This is a genomic window from Pseudomonas sp. RC2C2, assembly GCF_018390435.1.
GTDB classification, from domain to species: domain Bacteria; phylum Pseudomonadota; class Gammaproteobacteria; order Pseudomonadales; family Pseudomonadaceae; genus Aquipseudomonas; species Aquipseudomonas donghuensis.
Genome location: NZ_JAHBAX010000001.1, coordinates 2,429,995 through 2,450,862, shown reverse-complemented (window position 1 = coordinate 2,450,862; position 20,868 = coordinate 2,429,995). Strand labels below are relative to the sequence as shown.

General features: G+C 62.8%; 22 protein-coding genes and 1 tRNA gene. 9 read left to right on the top strand and 14 right to left on the bottom strand.

Translation table 11 applies throughout. The features are described 5' to 3' along the window. Positions 1-132 precede the first annotated feature (132 nt). Entirely contained in the window at positions 133-1,575 is a 1,443-nt protein-coding gene (gabD, locus tag KHO53_RS11370; protein WP_010222091.1) for an NADP-dependent succinate-semialdehyde dehydrogenase, read from the bottom strand. A 261-nt stretch (positions 1,576-1,836) separates the two neighbouring features. On the opposite strand from gabD, the gene KHO53_RS11365 reads away from it, so the two are divergent. The 6 genes from KHO53_RS11365 to KHO53_RS11340 all read left to right on the top strand — a co-directional run bounded on the left by KHO53_RS11365 (position 1,837) and on the right by KHO53_RS11340 (position 6,009). Further along, a tRNA-Arg gene (locus KHO53_RS11365) sits at positions 1,837-1,913 on the top strand. A 378-nt stretch (positions 1,914-2,291) separates the two neighbouring features. Then, complete coding sequence (locus KHO53_RS11360) at positions 2,292-2,528, top strand: DUF3077 domain-containing protein (RefSeq protein ID WP_213570308.1); 237 nt, start codon at positions 2,292-2,294, stop codon at positions 2,526-2,528. Between the two features lie 56 nt (positions 2,529-2,584). Next, the gene (locus KHO53_RS11355) at positions 2,585-4,441 is read left to right on the top strand and encodes a DUF3857 domain-containing transglutaminase family protein (protein WP_213570307.1); all 1,857 of its coding nucleotides are present in this window, start codon (positions 2,585-2,587) and stop codon (positions 4,439-4,441) included. A gap of 134 nt (positions 4,442-4,575) precedes the next feature. Beyond that, positions 4,576-4,929, top strand: coding sequence for a hypothetical protein (locus KHO53_RS11350; protein ID WP_010222088.1), 354 nt, complete (start codon positions 4,576-4,578; stop codon positions 4,927-4,929). Between the two features lie 15 nt (positions 4,930-4,944). Then, entirely contained in the window at positions 4,945-5,394 is a 450-nt protein-coding gene (locus KHO53_RS11345; RefSeq protein ID WP_010222087.1) for a DUF805 domain-containing protein, read from the top strand. Positions 5,395-5,568: 174 nt separating this feature from the next. Continuing rightward, entirely contained in the window at positions 5,569-6,009 is a 441-nt protein-coding gene (locus tag KHO53_RS11340; RefSeq protein WP_010222085.1) for a CBS domain-containing protein, read from the top strand. Positions 6,010-6,021: 12 nt separating this feature from the next. Here the strand turns inward: KHO53_RS11340 and KHO53_RS11335 are convergent, their stop codons facing one another. The 3 genes from KHO53_RS11335 to KHO53_RS11325 form a co-directional block, all read right to left on the bottom strand. Then, positions 6,022-6,657 carry a hypothetical protein gene (locus KHO53_RS11335; protein ID WP_010222084.1) on the bottom strand — a complete coding sequence of 212 codons (636 nt, stop codon included), beginning with the start codon at positions 6,655-6,657 and terminating at the stop codon, positions 6,022-6,024. 71 nt (positions 6,658-6,728) lie between these two features. Further along, positions 6,729-6,971, bottom strand: coding sequence for a DUF2789 domain-containing protein (locus KHO53_RS11330; RefSeq protein WP_213570306.1), 243 nt, complete (start codon positions 6,969-6,971; stop codon positions 6,729-6,731). 60 nt (positions 6,972-7,031) lie between these two features. Next, positions 7,032-7,490, bottom strand: a complete 459-nt coding sequence (locus KHO53_RS11325; RefSeq protein ID WP_010222082.1) for an aminoacyl-tRNA deacylase — start codon at positions 7,488-7,490, stop codon at positions 7,032-7,034. A 102-nt stretch (positions 7,491-7,592) separates the two neighbouring features. Here KHO53_RS11325 and KHO53_RS11320 point away from each other — a divergent pair, with 102 nt between their 5' ends. Then, positions 7,593-8,978 carry an NfeD family protein gene (locus KHO53_RS11320; protein ID WP_036995349.1) on the top strand — a complete coding sequence of 462 codons (1,386 nt, stop codon included), beginning with the start codon at positions 7,593-7,595 and terminating at the stop codon, positions 8,976-8,978. Between the two features lies 1 nt (position 8,979). Continuing rightward, entirely contained in the window at positions 8,980-9,726 is a 747-nt protein-coding gene (locus tag KHO53_RS11315; protein WP_010222080.1) for a slipin family protein, read from the top strand. A 93-nt stretch (positions 9,727-9,819) separates the two neighbouring features. On the opposite strand, the gene KHO53_RS11310 is transcribed toward KHO53_RS11315, so the two are convergent. From KHO53_RS11310 to KHO53_RS11285, 6 genes are all read right to left on the bottom strand, one after another. Continuing rightward, entirely contained in the window at positions 9,820-11,220 is a 1,401-nt protein-coding gene (locus KHO53_RS11310) for an efflux transporter outer membrane subunit (protein ID WP_036995348.1), read from the bottom strand. After that, positions 11,217-12,092, bottom strand: coding sequence for an efflux RND transporter periplasmic adaptor subunit (locus tag KHO53_RS11305; protein WP_213570305.1), 876 nt, complete (start codon positions 12,090-12,092; stop codon positions 11,217-11,219). The genes KHO53_RS11310 and KHO53_RS11305 overlap by 4 nt, the downstream gene beginning before the upstream one ends. Beyond that, complete coding sequence (locus tag KHO53_RS11300) at positions 12,089-12,301, bottom strand: DUF1656 domain-containing protein (protein WP_010222076.1); 213 nt, start codon at positions 12,299-12,301, stop codon at positions 12,089-12,091. Before KHO53_RS11300 ends, KHO53_RS11305 begins: the two co-directional genes overlap by 4 nt. After that, positions 12,298-14,388, bottom strand: coding sequence for an FUSC family protein (locus tag KHO53_RS11295; RefSeq protein ID WP_213570304.1), 2,091 nt, complete (start codon positions 14,386-14,388; stop codon positions 12,298-12,300). Before KHO53_RS11295 ends, KHO53_RS11300 begins: the two co-directional genes overlap by 4 nt. Continuing rightward, positions 14,385-14,837: a MarR family winged helix-turn-helix transcriptional regulator gene (locus KHO53_RS11290; RefSeq protein WP_010222074.1), complete on the bottom strand. Its 453-nt coding sequence runs from the start codon at positions 14,835-14,837 to the stop codon at positions 14,385-14,387. Before KHO53_RS11290 ends, KHO53_RS11295 begins: the two co-directional genes overlap by 4 nt. A gap of 94 nt (positions 14,838-14,931) precedes the next feature. Further along, a complete protein-coding gene (locus KHO53_RS11285) occupies positions 14,932-15,750 on the bottom strand; it encodes a tetratricopeptide repeat protein (protein WP_010222072.1) in 819 nt (272 codons plus the stop codon). Positions 15,751-15,956: 206 nt separating this feature from the next. Here KHO53_RS11285 and KHO53_RS11280 point away from each other — a divergent pair, with 206 nt between their 5' ends. Continuing rightward, positions 15,957-16,967 (top strand): helix-turn-helix transcriptional regulator, encoded by a 1,011-nt coding sequence (locus KHO53_RS11280; protein WP_010222070.1) that lies wholly within the window; start codon positions 15,957-15,959, stop codon positions 16,965-16,967. Between the two features lie 5 nt (positions 16,968-16,972). Here the strand turns inward: KHO53_RS11280 and KHO53_RS11275 are convergent, their stop codons facing one another. Genes KHO53_RS11275 through KHO53_RS11260 form a run of 4 tightly spaced genes read right to left on the bottom strand, consistent with a single transcriptional unit; the run spans position 16,973 to position 20,660 of the window. Then, positions 16,973-17,839 (bottom strand): ABC transporter permease, encoded by an 867-nt coding sequence (locus KHO53_RS11275; RefSeq protein ID WP_213570303.1) that lies wholly within the window; start codon positions 17,837-17,839, stop codon positions 16,973-16,975. A gap of 14 nt (positions 17,840-17,853) precedes the next feature. Next, a complete protein-coding gene (locus KHO53_RS11270) occupies positions 17,854-18,717 on the bottom strand; it encodes an ABC transporter ATP-binding protein (protein WP_213570302.1) in 864 nt (287 codons plus the stop codon). Positions 18,718-18,722: 5 nt separating this feature from the next. After that, positions 18,723-19,742 carry an ABC transporter substrate-binding protein gene (locus KHO53_RS11265; RefSeq protein ID WP_100782582.1) on the bottom strand — a complete coding sequence of 340 codons (1,020 nt, stop codon included), beginning with the start codon at positions 19,740-19,742 and terminating at the stop codon, positions 18,723-18,725. A gap of 18 nt (positions 19,743-19,760) precedes the next feature. Beyond that, complete coding sequence (locus tag KHO53_RS11260) at positions 19,761-20,660, bottom strand: TauD/TfdA dioxygenase family protein (RefSeq protein WP_213570301.1); 900 nt, start codon at positions 20,658-20,660, stop codon at positions 19,761-19,763. Positions 20,661-20,868 lie beyond the last annotated feature (208 nt).

The window sequence follows — 20,868 nt, the reverse complement described above, 5'->3', positions numbered from 1 at the left end:
CGGTATTCAACTGCAGGCAGCATGCGTTGATCGACTGCTGCAGGGGCCCAGGCCACGGGGTGTACGGTGTAAAAAGGCCAGCGAGACGTCGCTCTCGCGCCCCGCTGGCAGAGGTAAAGCCTTACGCTGCGATCAGATGCTGATGCACAGGTATTTGATTTCCAGGTAGTCCTCAATGCCGTACTTGGAACCTTCGCGGCCCAGGCCCGAGGCCTTGATACCGCCGAACGGCGAGACTTCGTTGGAGATCAGACCGGTGTTGATACCGACCATGCCGTATTCCAGGGCTTCGGCGACACGGAACACACGGCTCATGTCACGGGCATAGAAGTACGAGGCCAGACCGAACTCGGTGTCGTTGGACATGGCGATGACTTCGGCCTCGTCCTTGAAACGGAACAGTGGCGCCAGCGGGCCGAAGGTTTCTTCCTTGGCCACCGCTGCGTTGTTTGGCACGTTGACCAGCACGGTCGGCTCGAAGAAGTTACCTTCGATCAACTTGCCGCCGGTCAGTACCTGGGCGCCTTTGCCAACTGCATCGGCAATGTGCTCCTGGACCTTGGCCACGGCTTTTTCGTCGATCAGCGGGCCGGTGGTGGTGCCGTCTTCCAGGCCGTTGCCGATCTTCAGCTTGGCCACAGCGGCCTTGAGCTTCTCGGCGAAGGCATCGTAGACGCCGTCCTGCACGTAGATACGGTTGGCGCAGACGCAGGTCTGGCCGTTGTTGCGGTACTTGGAGATGATCGCGCCGTCGACGGCCTTATCCAGGTCTGCGTCGTCGAACACGATGAACGGCGCGTTGCCGCCCAGCTCCAGGGAAACCTTCTTGATGTCCTTGGCGCATTCGGCCATCAGCTGGCGACCGATCTCGGTGGAGCCGGTGAACGACAACTTGCGCACGATCGGGTTGCCGGTCAGCTCACTGCCGATGTCGCCGGCGCTGCCGGTCACCACGCTCAGCACGCCAGCCGGGATACCGGCACGGGTGGCCAGCTCAACCAGGGCCAGGGCCGAGTACGGGGTTTGCGAAGCAGGCTTGAGCACCATGGTGCAGCCAGCGGCCAGGGCCGGGCCGGCTTTACGGGTGATCATCGCCGCCGGGAAGTTCCACGGGGTAATGGCCGCGGTCACGCCGATCGGCTGCTTGATCACGATCAGGCGCTTGTCTGGCTGGTGACCCGGGATGGTGTCGCCGTAGACGCGCTTGGCTTCTTCAGCGAACCACTCGATAAAGGAAGCGGCGTAGACGATCTCGCCCTTGGCTTCGGCCAGTGGCTTGCCCTGCTCGGTGGTCATCAGGCGAGCCAGGTCGTCCTGGTGCTCGATCATCAGCTCGAACCAGCGACGCAGCTTGCCAGCACGTTCTTTGGCGGTCAGCGCGCGCCAGGCCGGCAGCGCCTTGTCGGCGGCCTCGATGGCACGGCGGGTTTCAGCGGCGCCCATCTTCGGCACAGTGCCGATGATCTCGCCCGTTGCCGGGTTGTTGACCTTGATCGTCTGGCCGTTGTCCGCGTCCAGCCACTCTCCATTGATGAAGGCTTGCTGGCGGAACAACTGGGCGTCTTTAAGCTGCATGTCGGGCTTCCTTAACTGCACCGTGCAGGCACGGCGCGAATTATTGATTGTAGAAAAAGGAGAGCGTTTGAAATCTCAAACGAATCCTAGGATCAACGAGGAGAAAGGACAATAGGGTGTTCGAAAAAAAGAACAAAAAGCGCTGTGCGGCTGATTTTTTCAGATCAACGTCATTTATAGCCCCTTGAGTGTGCGAAATCGACCACAGCCATTCTGACGATGGACGCCGCCAGCCTAGATGGGTATCATGGCGCCCGCGTTGCACTCGTAGCTCAGCTGGATAGAGTACTGCCCTCCGAAGGCAGGGGTCGTGGGTTCGAATCCCGCCGAGTGCGCCATATCGATCAAGGCTCAGGTGAATACCTGGGCCTTTTTTGTTTTCCGAGCCCGCTGCTACCAGCACGCGTCTATGTCAGATGATGTTTCGAAGTCTCGAAATATGTCGTCCTAAGAAATACCCTACGCGGTCTGTCGATACCCGTCTGCCTGTCCCTGGGAACTCGTGCCTCTAGGCTCCTACCCATCACCGAAATCTCGGTGATCGGGCGTGGTAACCCGGAGTGTGCATCATCCTATACAGTCAATGGCGGCTGTATGCGGGAGGCTTTCGAGCCTGCCGGGATTGATGCTCACCCCGGTTTACCACCCCGTGTACAGCTGCCACCCATTCGGGTGGTAACGGATTGCGGTGTCAGCTCCGACTTGTGAGCATCGACATGAAAAAAATCGTCCCCGATCCACCACTCGATAAATCCGCCGCCACCGCCCACTCCGTCTTTGGCAACTGCCAAGCCGGGCACGCTGCGCTGTTCGCTGTCTGCTCCGGCGTCGCCGCCCATGATGCGCTGGTGCATGCCTCTCTCTACCTAGGCTGCGCTTACGACACTGGGAAATACCCACGCAAGAAAAATGTCGCAGCAGAGAAGCCTTCGGATAAGGCAAAATGCCACTAACTGATTCGCATTTATCGAGTCAGGCCCCCTGGAATACACCAGCAAGAAGGATCTTTATGAAGCGGTTCGCTTTGACCCCGGCCCGGTGGGTCGGGATGCTGTGCTGTCTGTTCGCCTTGAACATGGCACAGGCCAAGGACGACGGTACCGACCCCTCCGTCACCATCGAAAAGGACATTCTACGCACCGTGGTTGCCGAAGACGGCAGCTACGCCTCCACCCAGGACCTGGTCCTGCTGATCAACGAAGAACGCGCGATCCAGGCCAAGGCCCAGCAATCGCTGTACTACAACCGCACGCTGGAAACCCTGGAAGTTACCCAGGCCTACACTCAGAAGCCGGACGGCCGCAAGGTCGTGGTCAGCCCAGAGCAGATCAAGGAGCAACAGGAACGCCAGTCATCCCAGGCGCCAATGTTCCACGACAGCCTGGTCAAGGTGGTGATTTTCCCGGAAGTGGCAGTCGGCGACCGCCTGGTGCTGAGCTTCAAGAAGCAGCGCAAGACCCCGCTGTTCCCCGGCCAGTTCGAAGACCTGGCGATGCCGCAGTTCCACCCCACCAAACAGTTCACCCTGATCTACGACCTGCCGAAGAACCTCAAGCTCAATGCCGAGGCCAAGGGTTTCAAGGCATCCAGCCCCAAGGCCGAGGCCGGCCGCAAGGTTTACCAGTGGGACTATGTACAGGGTGACAACGCTCGTACAGAACTGGGCGCGGTAGCCTACTCGGACTACGGCAAGTACCTGGCCGTGTCCACCTTTGCTGACTACAGCGAATTCGCCAAAGCCTACGCGGCGCGGGCCAACAGCGAAGTCACGCCGGCCATCCGCGAGCTGGCCGAGAAGCTGACAGCCAAGATCGATGACCCACGCGACAAGGCCTTGGCCCTGGGTGACTGGGTGCGCCGCAATATCCGCTACGTGGCGGTGTACATCGGCGCGGGCGGCGTCGTGCCGCATGCTGCCGACACCGTGCTGAGCAACCGCTATGGCGATTGCAAAGACCACGTAGCCCTGCTCGAAGCGCTGCTGGCCGCGGTCAACATTGAAAGCACCCCGGCCCTGATCAACCTCGGCAGTGCCTACGCCCTGCCCAAGGTGCCAACCCTGGGTGTGATCAACCACGTGGTCACCTACGTGCCGAGCCTGGACCTGTACCTGGACTCCACTGCCGAAGCCATCGCCAGCGGCTATCTGCCAGCCCCGGTGCTGGACAAGCCTACCGTGCTGGCCCGCTCGGGCAAGCTCGGCCACACCCCGGCCACCCAGCCAGGCCTGGTGCACAACAGCACCACGTATACCGTGGCCAGCAGCGGCGCCGCCGACTTCACGCATGCCTCGAAGATCGACGGTTGGGCCGCCGAGATGAACCGCTGGATGATGCGCAACATGCAACCGGCCGAGCGCGACCTGCTGACCCAGCGCATCCTCGCCGCCTACGGCCAGCGTGGCAGCGGCAAGATCAGCAGCGATGACCTGGAAACCAGCGGCGCCTTCGAGATGCACATCAACGGTCGCAGTGAAAACCTGGTCAACCTGCCCGGCCCGATCGGCGTGCCGACCCTGACCAGCCTGGCCGGCGGCATCGCCCAGAACGTCTTCGGCTTCATCGCCGAGAAGCAGCGTACCCAGGACTTCACCTGTATCTCCGGTATCACCGAAGAACAGGCACGCTTCGAGTTCCCGGCCGACGTCAAGATCATCGCCGCGCCCAAACCTGTGACCCTCAAGGACAAGCACTTCGATTACAGCGCCGAGTATGCCCTGCAGGGCAACAGCCTGGTGGTCAAGCGCCGCCTGGACTTCCACAACCCGAAAGCGGTGTGCAGCGTGAAGGACTTCGAGAAGATGAAGCCAACCCTGGACGCCATGCTCAATGACCTGAACAGCCAGGTGATCGTGCAGAAGAGCTGACGTATCGCGCCCTGTTAAATCCTTTGGGGTTCAGCAGGGCGCTGCCACTGTTACGCCACCTATGAAATATTTGGTAAACTCCCCGCCGACTTCTGCTGCACACACGCAAGCAGAAACGATCAAAAGGAATTGTCATGGCAATGGTTTTTTGCCGCGGTTGTGCCAAGGAAATCCATGAAACGGCACCCAGCTGCCCACAGTGCGGCGCCCCTCAGTATCTCCCCGCCACCTCGCAACCTGCCAGCCAACCCTCGCCCTGGATGGGCATCACTTCGCTGATCCTCGGCATCCTCTGCGGGCTTTCACTGTTCGACGACTCCGATTGGGACCGTAACACTCTGTTGGGATTAGGCCTGTTTGCGCTGACCGGGTTGATCCTGGGCACGCTCAGCATCGTCAACAAAAAGCCGGGAAGCAACATGGCAATTGCCGGTGCGACTTTGTCGGGTATTTCACTGTTTGTGTATATCGGACTATCAGTTAATTAATGTAAGGGACAACAAATGAGTATGGTTTTTTGCCGTGGCTGCGCCAAGGAAATCCACAGCAGCGCCCTGGCTTGCCCGGCGTGTGGTGCACCGCAAGCTGCTGCAGCACCTGTGACCGCCGCACCTGCGCCGACTGGCATCTGGTACTTTGAAGTATTGAAGAAATACGCCGTGTTCTCCGGCCGCGCGCGCCGCAAGGAATACTGGATGTTCTTCCTGGTCAACATCCTGGTGGCCATGGTGCTGGGCTTTATCGACCGCGTGGCCGGTACCGGTGCCATCCTCTCCAACCTGTATAGCCTGGCACTGCTGATTCCGGGCATCGCCGTAGGCGTTCGACGCATGCACGACACCGACCGTAGCGGCTGGTGGCTGCTGCTCCCGATCGTCAACCTGATCTTCCTGTGCCAGGACAGCCAGCCAGGCCCGAACCGTTTCGGCCAAAACCCGAAAGGTATCGCTTGATCACGGAATGATCGAGTCTCAAAGCAAAGCGGCCATCATTGGCCGCTTTTGCATTTTTGCGCCCATGACGTTTTTCAATCACATCGATGCCGCTTTCGCCCTTGCCCTGCAGCGATCTGTACACGATTCTTTAGCTATCTGCCGTCACCCACTCCCAGCATCGCAGAGGCCTCTATGAAAACCGTGGCACAGCTTCTAAAAACAAAAGCCCAGCAGCACCACCAGGTTCACACCATCGGCCCCGACCACATGGTGCTCGATGCGCTGAGGTTGATGGCGGAGAAGAACGTCGGTGCCCTGCCGGTGGTGCAGGACGGGCGTGTAGTGGGGATCGTCAGTGAGCGCGACTACGCGCGCAAGATGGTGCTCAAGGGCCGCAGTTCGGTGGGCACTCCCGTCAGTGCGATCATGAGTGCGCCGGTGATTACCGTCGACCCGCACCAGAACGTCGAATACTGCATGAACATGATGACCAACAGTCACCTGCGCCACTTGCCGGTGGTCGAGAACGGCGAACTGCTCGGCCTGTTGTCGATTGGCGACCTGGTCAAGGAAGCCATCGCTGAACAGGCCAACATGATCCTGCAGCTGGAACAGTACATTCGCGGCGACTGATTCGCTGCGCGCTCAGCGGTATTCGCCCTCCAGCTCGTCGAGCTGGTGGTCGAAGCTGCGCAAGCGCGCCGACCAGGTGTATACCAGCACTTCCAGGTCGCGATTGAGCACGGCGGCGCCACGACCGCTGCTTTGCTGCGAGTCGCACAAGTCCAGTTGATAACGTTCCCGGGCCATGGCGGTGGCCACGGTCGAGAGCTCGCGGGCGTTGTCCAGCCAGTGGCGGCGGTCATGGGTTTCGCGATCAAGCTCGCGGCATTGGCGTTTCAGGGCTTCAAGGCTCTGCTCCAGCGGCGTGCCTTCAAGCTCGCCCATCACCTCCTGAAAGGTGCGTCCGGGCTGCCAGTAGCTGCCCCAGAAATAGCGGTCGAACACCGTCTCGACCCGGCGCAAGGCAACCTTGGTGTTCCAGATCGCGACCAGCGTTCGGCCCTGGGCCAACTGACGCTTGCTCACGCGCAATTGCTGCCAGCCAATCCAGGCCAGCGCGGTCAGCGCCAACGCACCGATCACGCCCCCGGCGGCATAGAGAAACACCAGTGCCTGGCCCAGCTGGTGGGTCTGTTTGATTCCGTAGAAATAACCGACGGTCAGCAGGCCCAGGGCAGTCACGGCACACCAGAAACCGGCGGCATAGGGATCTTTCATTGGCGCTATCCCCTTGTTGTTTTTTCCTGAGCATAGCAACGCCGTTCACCGGTAGATGTGCCGCTCAGCGTTTATTTTCTAGGACGCCGCAGCGCCTCGTTGAGCTGGTCGAACATCACCGCCCAGTCGGCATCTTCGTCGATACTGTCTTTCAGAAACGCTCGCTGGCTTGAGGTCCAGAACGTCGCATCGACCAGCTTGATATCGCTTTTTAGCGGCGAATGACTGGTTATGAATTGATCAATCCCCTTCGGATCGTCAGGTAATCCCAGTTGCTTGAACAATTCGGAAAACTTGTGGTTTGGTGCTTCCATGGGTCACTCCTTGGGGCCAGGCCGGGCATCCACGACGCCAGCCTGGCAGTGGGTTGATCATCAGCAAACCTCACGCACTTCGGCGTTTGGCACCAGTTTCAGGTACTGCGTCATGTTCATGTGGATCAGGTGATCGTGATCGCCTGCCTCGACATAAATATCCCCCTGACGGGTCAGGGTCGGATCGAGCAACATCTTGATCGAGTAAGCATCACCCAACGCCGGAATGGCACCACGTTCGCAGTCGCCGAACAGATGTGGCAAGCCGCTTTCATGGGTCATTTGCCAGGGTCCGGTGGCCCGCACCTTGCTCATGTCCAGGTGACGGTTAGCCGGTAGCACGGCCATCAGGTAATTGCCCCGGCGGTCGTCGAGCATGACCGACTTGGCCACCCGCTCGGCAGGTACGCCGGCGGTACGCGCCGACTCAAGGCTGGTTGATGAGTGCGGATGAGAAACGATTTCATAGTCGCAGCCGGCCTTGTCCAGGCATTGCTGCAGGGTTTTTGCCATACGCATGATGCACCTCCGGATACAACGCCCCCACTTCTGAAGTTTAGGCCGTGCTGCATCAAGCAGCCGACTAAACTTATTGGACACGCACTGCCCGGGTGAATTCAGGTGATCGCTCGCTGGTGTCGGCACCTGCTGCTTCTACTGATGCTCAGCGCCCTGACGAGCGGCGTGGCTGCGCCCGGCAATCCGGTGCTGGTGATGAGTATCGACGGTGCCATCGGTCCGGCCAGCGCCGACTATCTGGTACGCGGCCTGGAACAGGCCAAGGCACAGCAGGCGCAACTGGTGGTCATCCGCCTCGACACCCCGGGCGGGCTCGACAGCTCGATGCGCGCGATCATCAAGGCGATTGTCGCCAGCCCCGTACCCGTCGCGACCTTCGTCGCGCCCGGTGGCGCCCGCGCGGCCAGCGCCGGCACTTACATCCTTTATGCCAGCCACGTGGCGGCAATGGCCCCGGGCACAAACCTTGGCGCCGCCACGCCGGTACAGATCGGCGGCCTGCCGGGCACGCCCAAGGACCCAGCCGCACCGCCCGCCTCGCCCACCGGCGACAAGCAAGCGCCGAACAGTGAGCAGGACACCCTGACCCGCAAGCAGATCAACGACGCCGCCGCCTACATTCGCGGCCTGGCACAACTGCGCGGGCGCAATGCCGATTGGGCGGAGCAAGCGGTGCGCGAATCGGTGAGCCTGCCCGCCAACGAAGCCCTGCGCCTGAAAGTCATTGACCGTATCGCCAACGACCTCCCCGACCTGCTGCGCCAACTCGACGGCAAGAGCCTGGAAGCCGCTGGCCAGCCGGTGCAGTTGCATACGGCCAATGTGGCGATCATCGAACGCGAGCCGGACTGGCGCACGCGCCTACTGGCGGTGATCACCAACCCCAGCGTGGCGCTGATCCTGATCATGATCGGCATCTACGGGCTGATGTTCGAGTTCATGAGCCCCGGCTCCGGAGTGGGCGGGGTGATCGGCGGCATCTGCCTGCTGGTCGCTCTGTATGCCCTGCAGCTATTGCCGGTGAGCTATGCCGGGGCGGCGCTGATCATGCTCGGTATCGCCTTCATGATTGCCGAGGCGTTCCTGCCCAGTTTCGGTGTGGTCGGCTTTGGCGGCATCGTCGCGTTCGTGGTCGGCGCGGTGATATTGATGGACACCGATGTGCCCGGCTTCGGCATCCCCCTGGCATTGATCCTGACCCTCGCGCTGCTCTCGGCGCTGCTGCTCGGCGGTGTCTTGGGCATGGCCATGAAGGCGCGCAAGCGCGCGCTGGTCAGCGGTGATGCCGGGCTGGTGGGCAGCCTGGCGACAGTGATGGCGGTCAATGACAGCGACCCGTTCATCGGCTCGGTGCAGGTGCAGGGTGAGCAGTGGCAGGCCCAATGCCAGACGCCACTGCAGGTGGGGCAACGCGTCCGGGTGATTACACGCAAGGGCGTACTACTGGACGTCAGCGCCGAAGCAGAAGCACCGGCGCAAGGAGACTGAGATGTTTTTCGAACTGGGCTTTGGCGCATTGCTGGCACTGCTGGCGGTGCTGTTGCTGGCGGCATTCCGCATCCTGCGCGAATACGAACGTGGCGTGGTGTTCCAGCTCGGACGCTTCTGGCGAGTCAAGGGCCCGGGCCTGGTGTTGCTGATCCCGGGGATCCAGCAGATGGTCCGGGTCGACCTGCGCACGGTGGTGCTGGATGTGCCGCCGCAGGATGTAATCACCCGCGACAACGTCTCGGTCAAGGTCAACGCGGTGCTGTACTTTCGCGTGCTTGACCCGCAGAAGGCGATCATCCAGGTCGAAGACTTTCTCATGGCCACCAGCCAACTGGCGCAGACCACCCTGCGCGCGGTGCTCGGCAAGCATGAGCTGGATGAGTTACTGGCCGAGCGCGAGCGGCTGAACCTGGACATCCGCCAGGTGCTGGATGCGCAGACCGATGCCTGGGGCATCAAGGTCGCCAACGTCGAGATCAAGCACGTCGATCTCAATGAGTCGATGATCCGCGCCATTGCCCGTCAGGCCGAGGCTGAACGGGAGCGGCGGGCCAAGGTAATCCATGCCGAAGGTGAGCTGCAGGCGTCGGAGAAACTGATGCAGGCAGCGGAAATGCTCGGCCGCCAATCGGGCGCGATGCAGCTGCGGTACATGCAGACCCTGGGCACTATTGCCGGGGACAAGTCGTCGACGATCGTGTTTCCGTTGCCGATCGAGATGCTCAAGGGGCTTGTGGATAAGTGAAGTCGCCAATCGCCGGCAAGGCCGGCTCCCACAAAGGATCTGTTGACGCCGGCCCCTGTGGGAGCTGGCTTTGCCGGCGCAGCCTTGCCGCTCTTACCAACCGCCACCCAACGCCAGGAACAACCCAATCTGCCCCATCGCCACCTGGGTATTGGCCGCCGCCAGCTGCGCGCGCATGTCGGTGTAGGTGCGGGTTGCCTGCAGGTCGGCGAGGAACGACTCGCGCCCGGCCTGATAAAAGCGGTGGGTCTGATCCGCCGCCAATTGCGCCGAACGCTCGGCATCAGCCAGGGCATCACGGCGCTCCAGCAAAGCACTGTATTGCGCAAGGCTGGTCTGGGTTTCACGAATGGCATTGAGCACCACCCCATCAAAATGCGCCAGCGCCGCCTGGGTCGAAGCTTCTGCCGCGCGAATGCGCGCTCGCGAACCGTTGGTCGGCACCGTCCAGGTCAGCAGCGGGCCGAAGCCCCAGCGGTTGGTCGCAGGTTCCCCCAGGTTGTCGAGAATACCGATAGTGCCCACTTGGGCACCGATACTGATGTCTGGATACAACTGCCCAGTGGCCACGCCAATGGTCGCCGTGGCCGCCGCCAGGCTGCGTTCGGCCTGACGGATATCCGGGCGGCGCTTGAGCAGCGCCGCGCCATCACCCACCGGCAGGACCTGGGCGATATGCGGCAACTCGGCGCAATCGCCCGTGCCGGCCGGCAATTGATTGAGCGGTTTGGCCAACAGCATCGACAAGGTGTACAGGCCCGCTTCACGCGCGGCCTGGTAACGCGGCAGCTCGGCGCGCAGGGATTTGAACTGGGTCTGCGACCGGGTCACCTGGGTTTCGTCACCACGACCGGCGTCGCGCAGGCGCTGGGTCAGGGTCACGCTCTGTTCTTGCAGGCCCAGGGACTCATGGGCGATGTGATATTCCTCGTTGGCCGCGCATACCTGGGTATAGGCGCGGACCACATCCGCCACCAGGGTGATGCGCGCAGTATCGGCGGCAGCCTGGGTCGCATCGGCATTGGCCTGGGCGGCCTCGACGCCACGCTTGAGGGTGCCCCACAGGTCAAACTGGTAGGAAGCGCTGATAATCGCCTCACCAATGTTGGCCACCGGCACCTTCTCTGGCAGCAGGAACGCCTCGCCAGACTCTTGCAAACGCTGGGCGCCCAGCTTCACGCCACCATTGAGGCCGCCCTGGGCCTCGGCTTCTTCGACCTGGGCACGGGCCTTGGCGATATTCGCTGCCGCTACGCGCAGTTCAGTGTTGGCGGCCAGGGCCAGACGCACCAGCTCATTGAGGCGCTCGTCCTGGTACAGGTGCCACCAGTCTTTGGGCACAGGCGCCGAGACCACGCTGTTGGCGTCCTGGCGCAGTTCGCCCTGCAGGTCGGCGCGCTGGATGGCAGCGTCCTTGGGCACGTGGTAATCCGGCCCGACCATCTGACAGGCCGACAGCAGCAGGCTCAGGCCAAGCAGCGACAGCCGTTTCATTGCCCGCGGCCCTCAAGGATCGACACCGTCGCGGTACGCCCGGCGATCATGCGAAAGTCCGCCGGCACTTCATCGAAGGCAATGCGCACCGGGATCCGCTGGGCCAGCCGCACCCAGCTGAACGCCGGGTTGACGTTGGGCAGCAGGTTGGCGCCGCTGCTGCGGTCGCGGTCCTCGATACCGGCGGCGATGCTCTGCACCCGCCCGCTCAGGCGGGTACTGTCGCCGAGCACGCGGATATCCACAGCCTGGCCGATGTGAATGCCGGCCAGCTTGGTTTCCTCGAAGTAGCCATCGACGTGGTAGGAGTCGCTGTCGACCACCGACAGCACTGGCCGACCGGCGCTGACAAATTCGTGGGCACGTGGCGCGCGGTCGTTGAGGTAGCCATCGACCGGGCTGCGTACCACCGAGCGGTCGAGGTTCAGTTGCGCGGCATCCACCGCCACCTGGGCTTCGGCCAGGGCCGATTCGGCGCGGGCCTGGCGCGACTGGCTCTCTTCCAGTTGCTCCTGCGCCACCAGGTTGCCCAGGCCACGGTTACGCCGGGCTTCACGCTGGGCCTGGGCCAGGGTTTCCTTGCGCTCGGCCAGGGTCGCCTGGGCCTGGCGCAAGGCCAGGTGGAAGCGGTCCTGGTCGATGGTAAACAGCACGTCACCGCGCTTGACCACCTGGTTGTCGCGCACTTCGACCTGCTGGATCAAGCCGGAAACATCCGGGGCAATCTGGATCACATCAGCACGGATGTGACCGTCACGGGTCCAGGGCGCGAACATGTAGTACATGACCATCTGCCAGACCAGTACGGTCGCCAGCGTCACTACCAGCAGGGTCAGGACCACGCGGCCCAGGGTCAACAAGGGTTTTTTCATGGCAGCATCAGGTTTCGGCAAAAGTGGTCGACCGTGCCGAGCAGCACGGCGTAAAGCGCAACGTTGAACAGCGCCCGGTGCCAGACCAGGCGATAGAAGTGCACCCGGTTGAGCAGCGCGTGCACAGCGAGGAACACCAGGTAGGTGAGCACCATCATCACCAGCAGCGTGGGCAGGAACACCCCGCTGATATCCAGATCTCCGATCACAGCGGTGCTCCATCGATGCCGTAGGGCAGTTGTGGCTGATCGTCGGATGGTTCCAGCACCACCTCGACACCTGGCAACAGCGCCAGGCGCAAACCACTCAGGGCATGCAGCAGGTGCACGCGGGCTTCGGCGCTATCGGCCAGGTCATTAAGGTTCAGGGCGCGGCGGGCGCGCTCCATGCTCTGCAGCAACACCTCGGGAGCGTGCAGGCGACGACGGGCATCCAGGCAGGCCTGAAAGTGTTCACCCACCTCCTCCACCACCCGCCCCAGCAATTGGCGCGGGTGTGCGCCGACCCGAGGCATGTAGGCCAGCAGGTCGAGCAGGTTCAGGCCCACGCGCAGGTCACGCAGCGCGGTGCCGGTGTCCTGTCCGGTCTGGGTCAGGCGCGGCAGTTGCTGCATCAGCCGATCGAGCATCTGCACACCCAGGCGCCGATGCTCGGCCAGGGTCGCCGGCTGGGTCATGCCGACGATGTCGTGCCAACTGAAACGGGTCAGGCGCTTGGCCGCAAGCTCGACGCCGAACGGGCGCACCACCAGGGTCCAGATAAAGGCGAACAGCAAGCCCACCGGCCCGGCCAGGTTGGCGTTGATAAAGGTCAGGAAGTTGGCGTCGTAGGCACCCTGAATGCTGATGAACGAGGCGGTGTTGACGATGGTCAGCAAGGTGCCCAGGTAGAAGCGCGGCTGCACGGTCAAGGTGCCGACGCAGATGCACGGCACGGCGAAGGCCAGTACCAGCATCGGGAAGTCATGCAGGTTGGGCAGCACCAGGAACAGGTAAAGGCTGGCGAACAGCACCGACAACGAGGTCCAGAAGAAAAAGCGGTAGATCTGCGGCGCCGGATCGTCCATGGCGGCAAAGAAGCTACAGGCCACGGCAGCGAGAATCACCGCGCTGCCACCGTCGCTCCAGCCAAGCAGGATCCACAGCGTGGTGGCGGCAATGATCGCGGTGACGGTGGAGAACACCGAATAGAGCATCAAGCCACGGTCGAAGAATGGCGTCAGCCGGCCCAGGCGCCAGTGCCGATAGACCGCGCGCCACGGCGACAGGTCTTCATTGCGGATAGCGTGCTGCAGGCTGCAGCAGTCCTGCCACAGATCGACCCACTCGGCCAGGCGATAAAGCGCGTTGGACAGCAGCAGCGAGGCGCGTTGGTCAAGGGACACAGCGCTCGGTTGCAGGTGTTCGATTTGCCCACGCAGAGCAGACCAGCGCGCCGGCGATGCATCCTGTGCGGTGCCTTGCAGCCAGGCACGGGCCTCGCCCAGCAACGGCTGCAATTGCTTGGTCTGGGCCGGGGCGCGGCCTTCGAGGGCAAGCAAGGCGTCGTCGAGGGCATCGATCACCGGCAGCAGGTGGATCATCCGCCCGCGCAGCTCGCGGGCGTTCTTTACCGTTTGCGGGCGGGCGCCTTCATGGGACAGCTGGCCGATCATCAGCTCCAGCGAGTTGAAGGTGGTGACCATCGAGGCACGCAGACCGCCGACTTTCTCGGCGCTGGCTTCGCGGGCCAGAAAGGTGTCGCTGTAGCGAATCGCCTCGTTGAACCAGTTGCCGGTGGCGCCGACCAGCACCGGGGTCAGGCGCCGCGGCCAGAAGATCGCCCCGACCACCGCCGCACAGACAATGCCCAGGCAGATTTCCTGGGCCCGTGACGAGGCAATGTCGAATACGGCCAGCGGCTCGTCGACCACCGGCAGGGCAATCATCGGCAAGGTGTAGCCGGCAAGCATCAGCGCATAGCTATTGGCGGTGCGCAGGTGCAGCGAGAGGAACAGCAAGGTGCCGGTCCACAAGGCCACGGCAACCGTCAGCAGTACCGGTGTCTGCACCAGCAGCGGCACCAGGAACACCGCCCCGGCGGCGCCGAGCAGGGTGCCCATGGCCCGGTACAGGGCCTTGGAACTGGTGGGCCCGACGAATGGGCTGGAGACGATGTACACCGTGGCCATGGCCCAGTAAGGCCGCGGCAGCTGCATGAGCAGGGCGATGTACAGGGCGATCATCGAAGCGGCAAAGGTGCGCACGCCGTAGAACCAGTCGCGCGCAGGCGGCATCGAGCTGAAAAAACCGTTCACGTCGGCACGCCCGGGGTGCGCTGGGCAGCCTCTTCGAAGGCGCGCAGCACGCGCAGGGTGGCCAGCAGGTCGGCTTCGTCGATGCCCTGCAGCACTTCACGGCGCAGGCGCACCAGTTCGCCTTCGATGGCTTCGGCGAGCACCCGGCCGCTGGCGGTCAGGCTCAGTGCCTTGGCCCGGCGGTCGAGCGGATCTTCCGTGCGGCAGACGAAGCCGGCCGTGCACAGCTGGTCGAGCAGGCGTACCAGCGACGGGCTTTCAAGCCCTGCCGCTTGCGCTACGGCGACCTGGTGCACGCCATCGCCCAGGCGCACGATCATCAGCAGTGGCATCGCACAGGCTTCGGAAATGCCGTAGCCGGCCAGAGTCGCCTGGCAGATGCGCCGCCAGTGTCGGCCAGCCACCACCATACCGCTGCTGATGTTGAGTTGCAGTGCGTCGAGGGTCATGAAGGGAGGTTCGTGGCTATATTCATAGTTTGCTAACTATCAATATTCTTCGATCACCGCCCCTGCCGTCAATAGTGGCTGACAGACGTCATGTTCAAGGTTGCAGCTGATCGTCCAGCTTCATGTTCAGCGCCAGCTTGCTGCCCAGGCTGATCGCCTGCTCGCGCCAGAACAGATAACGCAGGGCGTTGTTGACCTCGCTGAAGTGCAGCGCCAACGCTTCGGCAGCCTGCATCACCCCGGCCACAGCGGCCAGTTCCAGCCAGTACACCGCGGCTTTGGTGTCGACGTTGACCGTCAGCCCATGCAGCAGCCGGTAGCCAACCTCGAAGCGGCAACGGGCGTCACCGCGCTGGGCGCCACGTAGAAACCAGCGATAGGCCTGCTGCAGGTCGACCTGCCATTCCTGGCTGTCGCTGTCACAGATTTCTTCCTCGTAGAGGTCGCCAAGGGCGGCGGCGGCATGCTCCAAGCCACGCTCGAAAGCCTGCTGGTAATACTCCGCCGCGCTGGCGTAGGCCACCTCGACGCCTTTGCCGAAGTAATGCTGCTGGCCAAGGTTGAACCAGGCAGCAGCGCTGCCCTGCAGGGCCGCCATGCGCAACAGATGCCCGGCCAAGGTCGGGTCGGCGCGCCAGTACTTGCCGTTGAGCCAGATCCAGCCCAGGTCATTGAGCGCACCGACGTTGCCCTCCAGGGCCTGGGCACGCAGGTCGTCGTACACCGCCTGCAGGTCAGCGGCTTCATCCAGGCGGCTGATCAGGCTGAAACTCTCGCCCAGCGCTGCCCGCTGGCTGGGCATGCCGACCCCGGCGTACAACCGCTGCAGGCGGCCGGGCCGACCAGGCGCAGGGATGATCCGCTCGGGCAACAGGCGCTCAAGCAGTGGGTAAATGTTGCTGGCAGCTGACATGTTCGTCCTCATTGAACTACCCACAGATCCAACAGCGGGAGTGATGAGGCGTGATTCTGCGCACGGTCACGACAAAACCTGTCGCGAACAATTCAGTTAGGGCACTCAACTGCTTCATCCTTGATCTGGATACATAAATGGCTAATTGCCATATCACCGCGCTGGCGCCATGCTACAACCGCAAGCCTAGACAAGGACGCCGCCTTTTGCCCTCTGCCACGACACGTGCCACCCTCAGCCGCCAATGGGAGTTGCTGCGCCAGTTGCCCAGCCGCTCGCCGGGGATTACCAGTGCCGAGTTGGTAGGCCGCCTGCAGGACGCAGGTTTTTCCATCAGCAAGCGCAGCATCGAGCGCGACCTCAATGAGCTGTCGCTGATCTTCCCGCTGGAACGCAACGACAAGAGCATCCCTTATGGCTGGCACTGGGCGGCCAACGCCTGCATCGAGCTACGCGGTATCAGTGTCAGCGAGGCGCTGAGCCTGGCGCTGGTGGAAGAGGCCGTGCGCCCGCTGTTGCCGGGGAGCATGCTGAAAGTGCTGGACCCGCGCTTCAGCCATGCCCGGCAAAAGCTCGAACACCTGTCGGGGGCGAACAAGGTGGCGCGCTGGCTGGACAAGGTCGCCAGCGTGCGCCCGGACATGAACATGCAGGCACCGGAAGTGCCCGACAGCATCCTCGAGACCGTGCAACACGCGCTGCTTGAGGAATACCAGTTGCACTGCCAGTACTACTCGGCTCACAACGACACGCTCAGCGAACTGACCCTCAACCCGCTGGCGCTGATCCAGCGCGGCCAGGTCAGTTACCTGATTGCCAGCGCCGCGTCCTGTACCGACATTCGCCAGTTCGCTGTGCATCGCTTTCGCAAGCTGCACATTCTCGACAGCCCGACCGAAGGCCTGCATGCCTTCGATCTGCAGGCCTACCTGCGCAGCGATGCCCTGCAGTTCGGCGATAGCGACAAGATCGAGCTGCAGGCCTGGATCAGCGACAACCTCGCCCGCCTGGTGCGCGAAACGCCGCTGTCGGCGGACATGCACCTGACCCCGCTGGAGAATGGCCACCGCCTACGGGCCACCGTCAGCAACAGCTGGCAGCTGCGCTGGTGGCTACTGAGCCAGGGCGACGGGCTGATCGTCGAGCAGCCCCTGAGCCTGCGCCAGCAGATTGCCGAAACCCTCCACAATGCCGCCGCGCAGTATCGATCGGCCTGAGCCTGTCAGCGCTGCATGCCCCAGCGGCGCACGGTAATACGCTCCAGGGTGTTGAATACCAGGCTTTCGACCAGCAGGCCGATGAGGATCACCACTGCGAGCCCGGCGAACACCTTGTCGGTGTACAGCTCGTTGCGGTTCTGGAAGATGTACCAGCCCAGCCCGCCCTTGCCGCTGGTGGCGCCAAACACCAGTTCGGCGGCGATCAGTGTGCGCCAGGCAAAGGCCCAGCCGATCTTCAGGCCCGAGAGGATCGACGGCAGCGCCGCCGGAATCAGGATCTGCACCACCAGCCGCAAGCCACGCAGGCCATAGTTGCGACCGGCCATGCGCAAGGTCTCCGACACCCCGAGAAAGCCCGCGTAGGTATTGAGCGCCAGGGCCCAGAGCACCGAATGCACCAACACGAAGATCAGGCTGTTGTCGCCCAGGCCGAACCACAGCAGCGCCAATGGCAGCAAGGCAATTGCCGGCAGCGGGTTGAACATCGAGGTCAGGGTGCTGAGCAGGTCGCGGCCGAACTGGGTCGACACCGCCAGGCTGGTCAGGCCGAAAGCCAGGACGATCCCCAGCAGATAGCCCTTGAGCAGCACCACCAGCGACACGCCGACCTTGGCCGGCAGCTCGCCGCTGAGCAGGCCGTCATACAGGGCTGCCGCGGTCTGCAGGAAGCTCGGCAGCAGCAGTTCGTTGCCCTGGTAGCGGGCGATGGCTTCCCAGGCCAGGGCCAGGAGGATCAGGATTAGGCCCTTGCGCAGCCAGCCCTGTTGCCAGAGGCGCTGACCCAGCGGCAGTTCGCGCTCTACGGGGACACTCAGTAGCGGTTCGAGGACAACTTCGTATTCCTGACGCGGCGTAACAGTTGTGGTCATGGTGAGACTCCCGGTCAGTAGGCAATGCGAATGTCGGCGAAGCCCAAGGCCGGGTCGTGCTCGACCTGGGCATCGTCGTCGAACAGCAAGCGGTGGACGCGCCGCGCCGACGCCTGAAAGTCGCTGGCGCCCAGGCTCTGCAGGTCGTACTGGTGGCTGTGGATCTCGGCGCGTACCCGGCCCGGATGCGGCGACAGCAAGAGGATGCGGTTGCCGACCACCAGCGCTTCTTCGATCGAATGGGTGACGAACAACAAGGTGAAACGCACCTCTTCCCAGAGCAGCAGCAACTCTTCCTGCATCTTGCGCCGGGTCAGGGCGTCGAGGGCGGCGAAGGGTTCGTCCATCAGCAGGATCTTCGGTTGCATGGCCAGCGCCCGGGCAATCGCCACGCGGGCTTTCATGCCGCCCGACAGGGTATGCGGATAGGCGTCGGCAAAGCCGGCCAGGCCGACTTTCTCCAGGTAGTGCAAGGCGCGCGCTTCGGCCTCCTTGCGTTTGAGCGTGCCGGAAGCGAGCAGCGGGAACATCACGTTCTGCTTGACGGTTTTCCACGGCGGCAGCTGGTCGAACTCCTGGAACACCACGATGCGGTCCGGTCCCGGGCCCTGCACTGCCTGGCCCTGCAAGCGGATCTGCCCTTCCCGGGGCTCAATGAAGCCGGCCACCGCCTTGAGCAGGGTCGACTTGCCACAACCCGAGGGCCCGAGCAGGACAAAGCGGTCGGCCTTGTCCACTTCGAAACTGACCTGGTGGGTAGCCCGCACCATGCGCTGCGCGGTGCGGTACTCCAGGCTTAGGTTATCCACCTGCAGCAGCGGCGGCGTTGCGACGCTGCTCAGCTTGCTGACCGTGTGGCCTGGCAATGGGGTGTTCATCCGGCTCAGCTCCCTTGCAGCGGTTTCTCGTCCTGGAAGAAGTAGTCCTTCCAGGATTCGGGTTTGTGCTTGATCGCGCCCACGCGGTAGAGGAATTCAGCCAGCGGATAGGTGTTCTTCGGCGTCACGCTGAATTCGTACTGCGGGTTGTCGATGATCTTCAGCAGTGCCTCGCGGTCGATCTTGGCCTTGGTCACGCGGATGTAGGTGTCGGCTGCGGCGGCCTTGTCGTTCTGGGCGAACTCGGCGGCTTGCGCCAGGGCATCGACGAAAGCTTTGTAGGTCTTGGGGTTGTCGTTGCGAAATTTCTCGGTGGCGAACAACACGGTCGGCGAGTTCGGGCCGAGCAGGTCGTAGGTGTTGAGCACCACGTGCACGTCCTTGTTGGCCAGTACCTGATCCTGGAACGGCGGGTTGGAGAAGTGCGCGTTCAGCTCGGTGCCACCGGCCAGCAAGGCCGCGGTGGCATCAGGATGGGGAACGGCCAGGGTGTATTTGTCGAGGCGGTTGTATTCCTTGTCGCCCCACTGCTTGGCAGCGGCGTACTGCAGGAACCGCGACTGCACCGAGACGCCCACCGCCGGCAGGGCGATGCGGTCTTTCTCGCTGAAGTCGGCGATGGTCTTCACCTTGGGATTGCTGCTGACCAGGTAGTAGGGAAAGTTGCCCAGCGAGGCCACGGCCTTGACGTTCTGCCGGCCCTGGGTGCGGTCCCAGATGGTCAGCAGCGGGCCGACGCCGGCGCCGGCGATATCCACCGAACCGGAGAGCAAGGCGTCGTTGATCGCGGCGCCACCAGACAGCTGCGTCCAATCGACCTTGATGTCGATGCCCTGCGCCTTGCCATGCTTCTCGATCAGGTTCTGATCGCGCACCACGTTGAGCAGCAGGTAAACAATGCCGAACTGTTCGGCAATGCGGATTTCACCTTCGGCCTGGGCCGTGGCCGGTGCCACCAGGCTGCCGGCAAGCAGGCTGGCACCCAGGCCGATACTGGCCGCCAGGCGGCTGATTGATTTGCGCATGCTGTACTCCTCGAAAGATCAGAACGGGGCATCGCCCTGGATGGTGGTGCGGTACAGCTTGCGGCGCAGGTGCGCAGGGCAGCCGCTGGCCAGGTGAATCAATGAACGGTTGTCCCAGAACACCAGGTCATGGGGCTGCCATTGGTGGCGGTAGATGTTCTGCTCGAGCACGCTGTGGGCGTAGAGCTCGGCAAGGAGCTGCCGGCTTTCGTCTTCAGGCAGGCCAACGATGCGGGTGGTGAAGCCTTCGCTGACGAACAGCGCCTTGCGGCCGTTTTCCGGGTGGGTGCGCACCACCGGGTGAATCACCTCCTGAACCTGCGCCAGTTGCTCGGCGGTCAGGGTCGGGCGCCAGTTGCCTTCGAACTTGGTCTCGCTGTAGCGAGCGGTATAGGAATGCGCGGCGCTGCGGCCTTCAACGGCTTTGCGCAGGGCCTCGGGCAGGCCGTCCCAGGCCTTGTGCATGTCGGCGAACAGGGTGTCGCCGCCTTCGCTGGGCAACTCCTGGGCATGCAGCATCGAGCCCAGGCTTGGCAGCTCCTTGTACGACAGGTCCGAGTGCCAGAACTTGCCGGCGTCGCCCAGGCCAATGTTCTGCCCGTTCTCGACGATGTTGGAGACGATGAGGATTTGCGGGTGGCCGGCGAGCAGGAACTGCTTGAGCACGTGGATCTGCAGCTCACCAAAACGGCGGCTGAAGGCGATCTGTTGTTCGGGGCTGATGCGCTGGTCGCGAAACACCAGCACATGGTGGTCGAGATGAGCCCGGTGGATCCGGGTGAAATCTTCGCCGCTGACGGTTTTGCTCAGATCCAGGCCAATGATCTCGGCGCCGACGGCACCGCTGAACGGCAGGATTTCGAAGGCTTGCTGCTGTGCGCTGTCGATGGACGACAAGGCGTTAGAGGCCGCTGACATGATTCACTCCCACGCAGAGCGCGCCCAAAGGTGCGCGCATCGATCAGAAACTCACGGTGTTCCGTGTTGGTTCGGTCGTGCGGCGCGCCGATTGGTCGGCAGGTACGCAGGGGAATGACTATAAAGTCATAAGGGATAGAATTTAAATATCTTTAGAGCATAAGCATATGGTGAGCTTCAGGGCCTCATCGCTGGCAAGCCAGCTCCC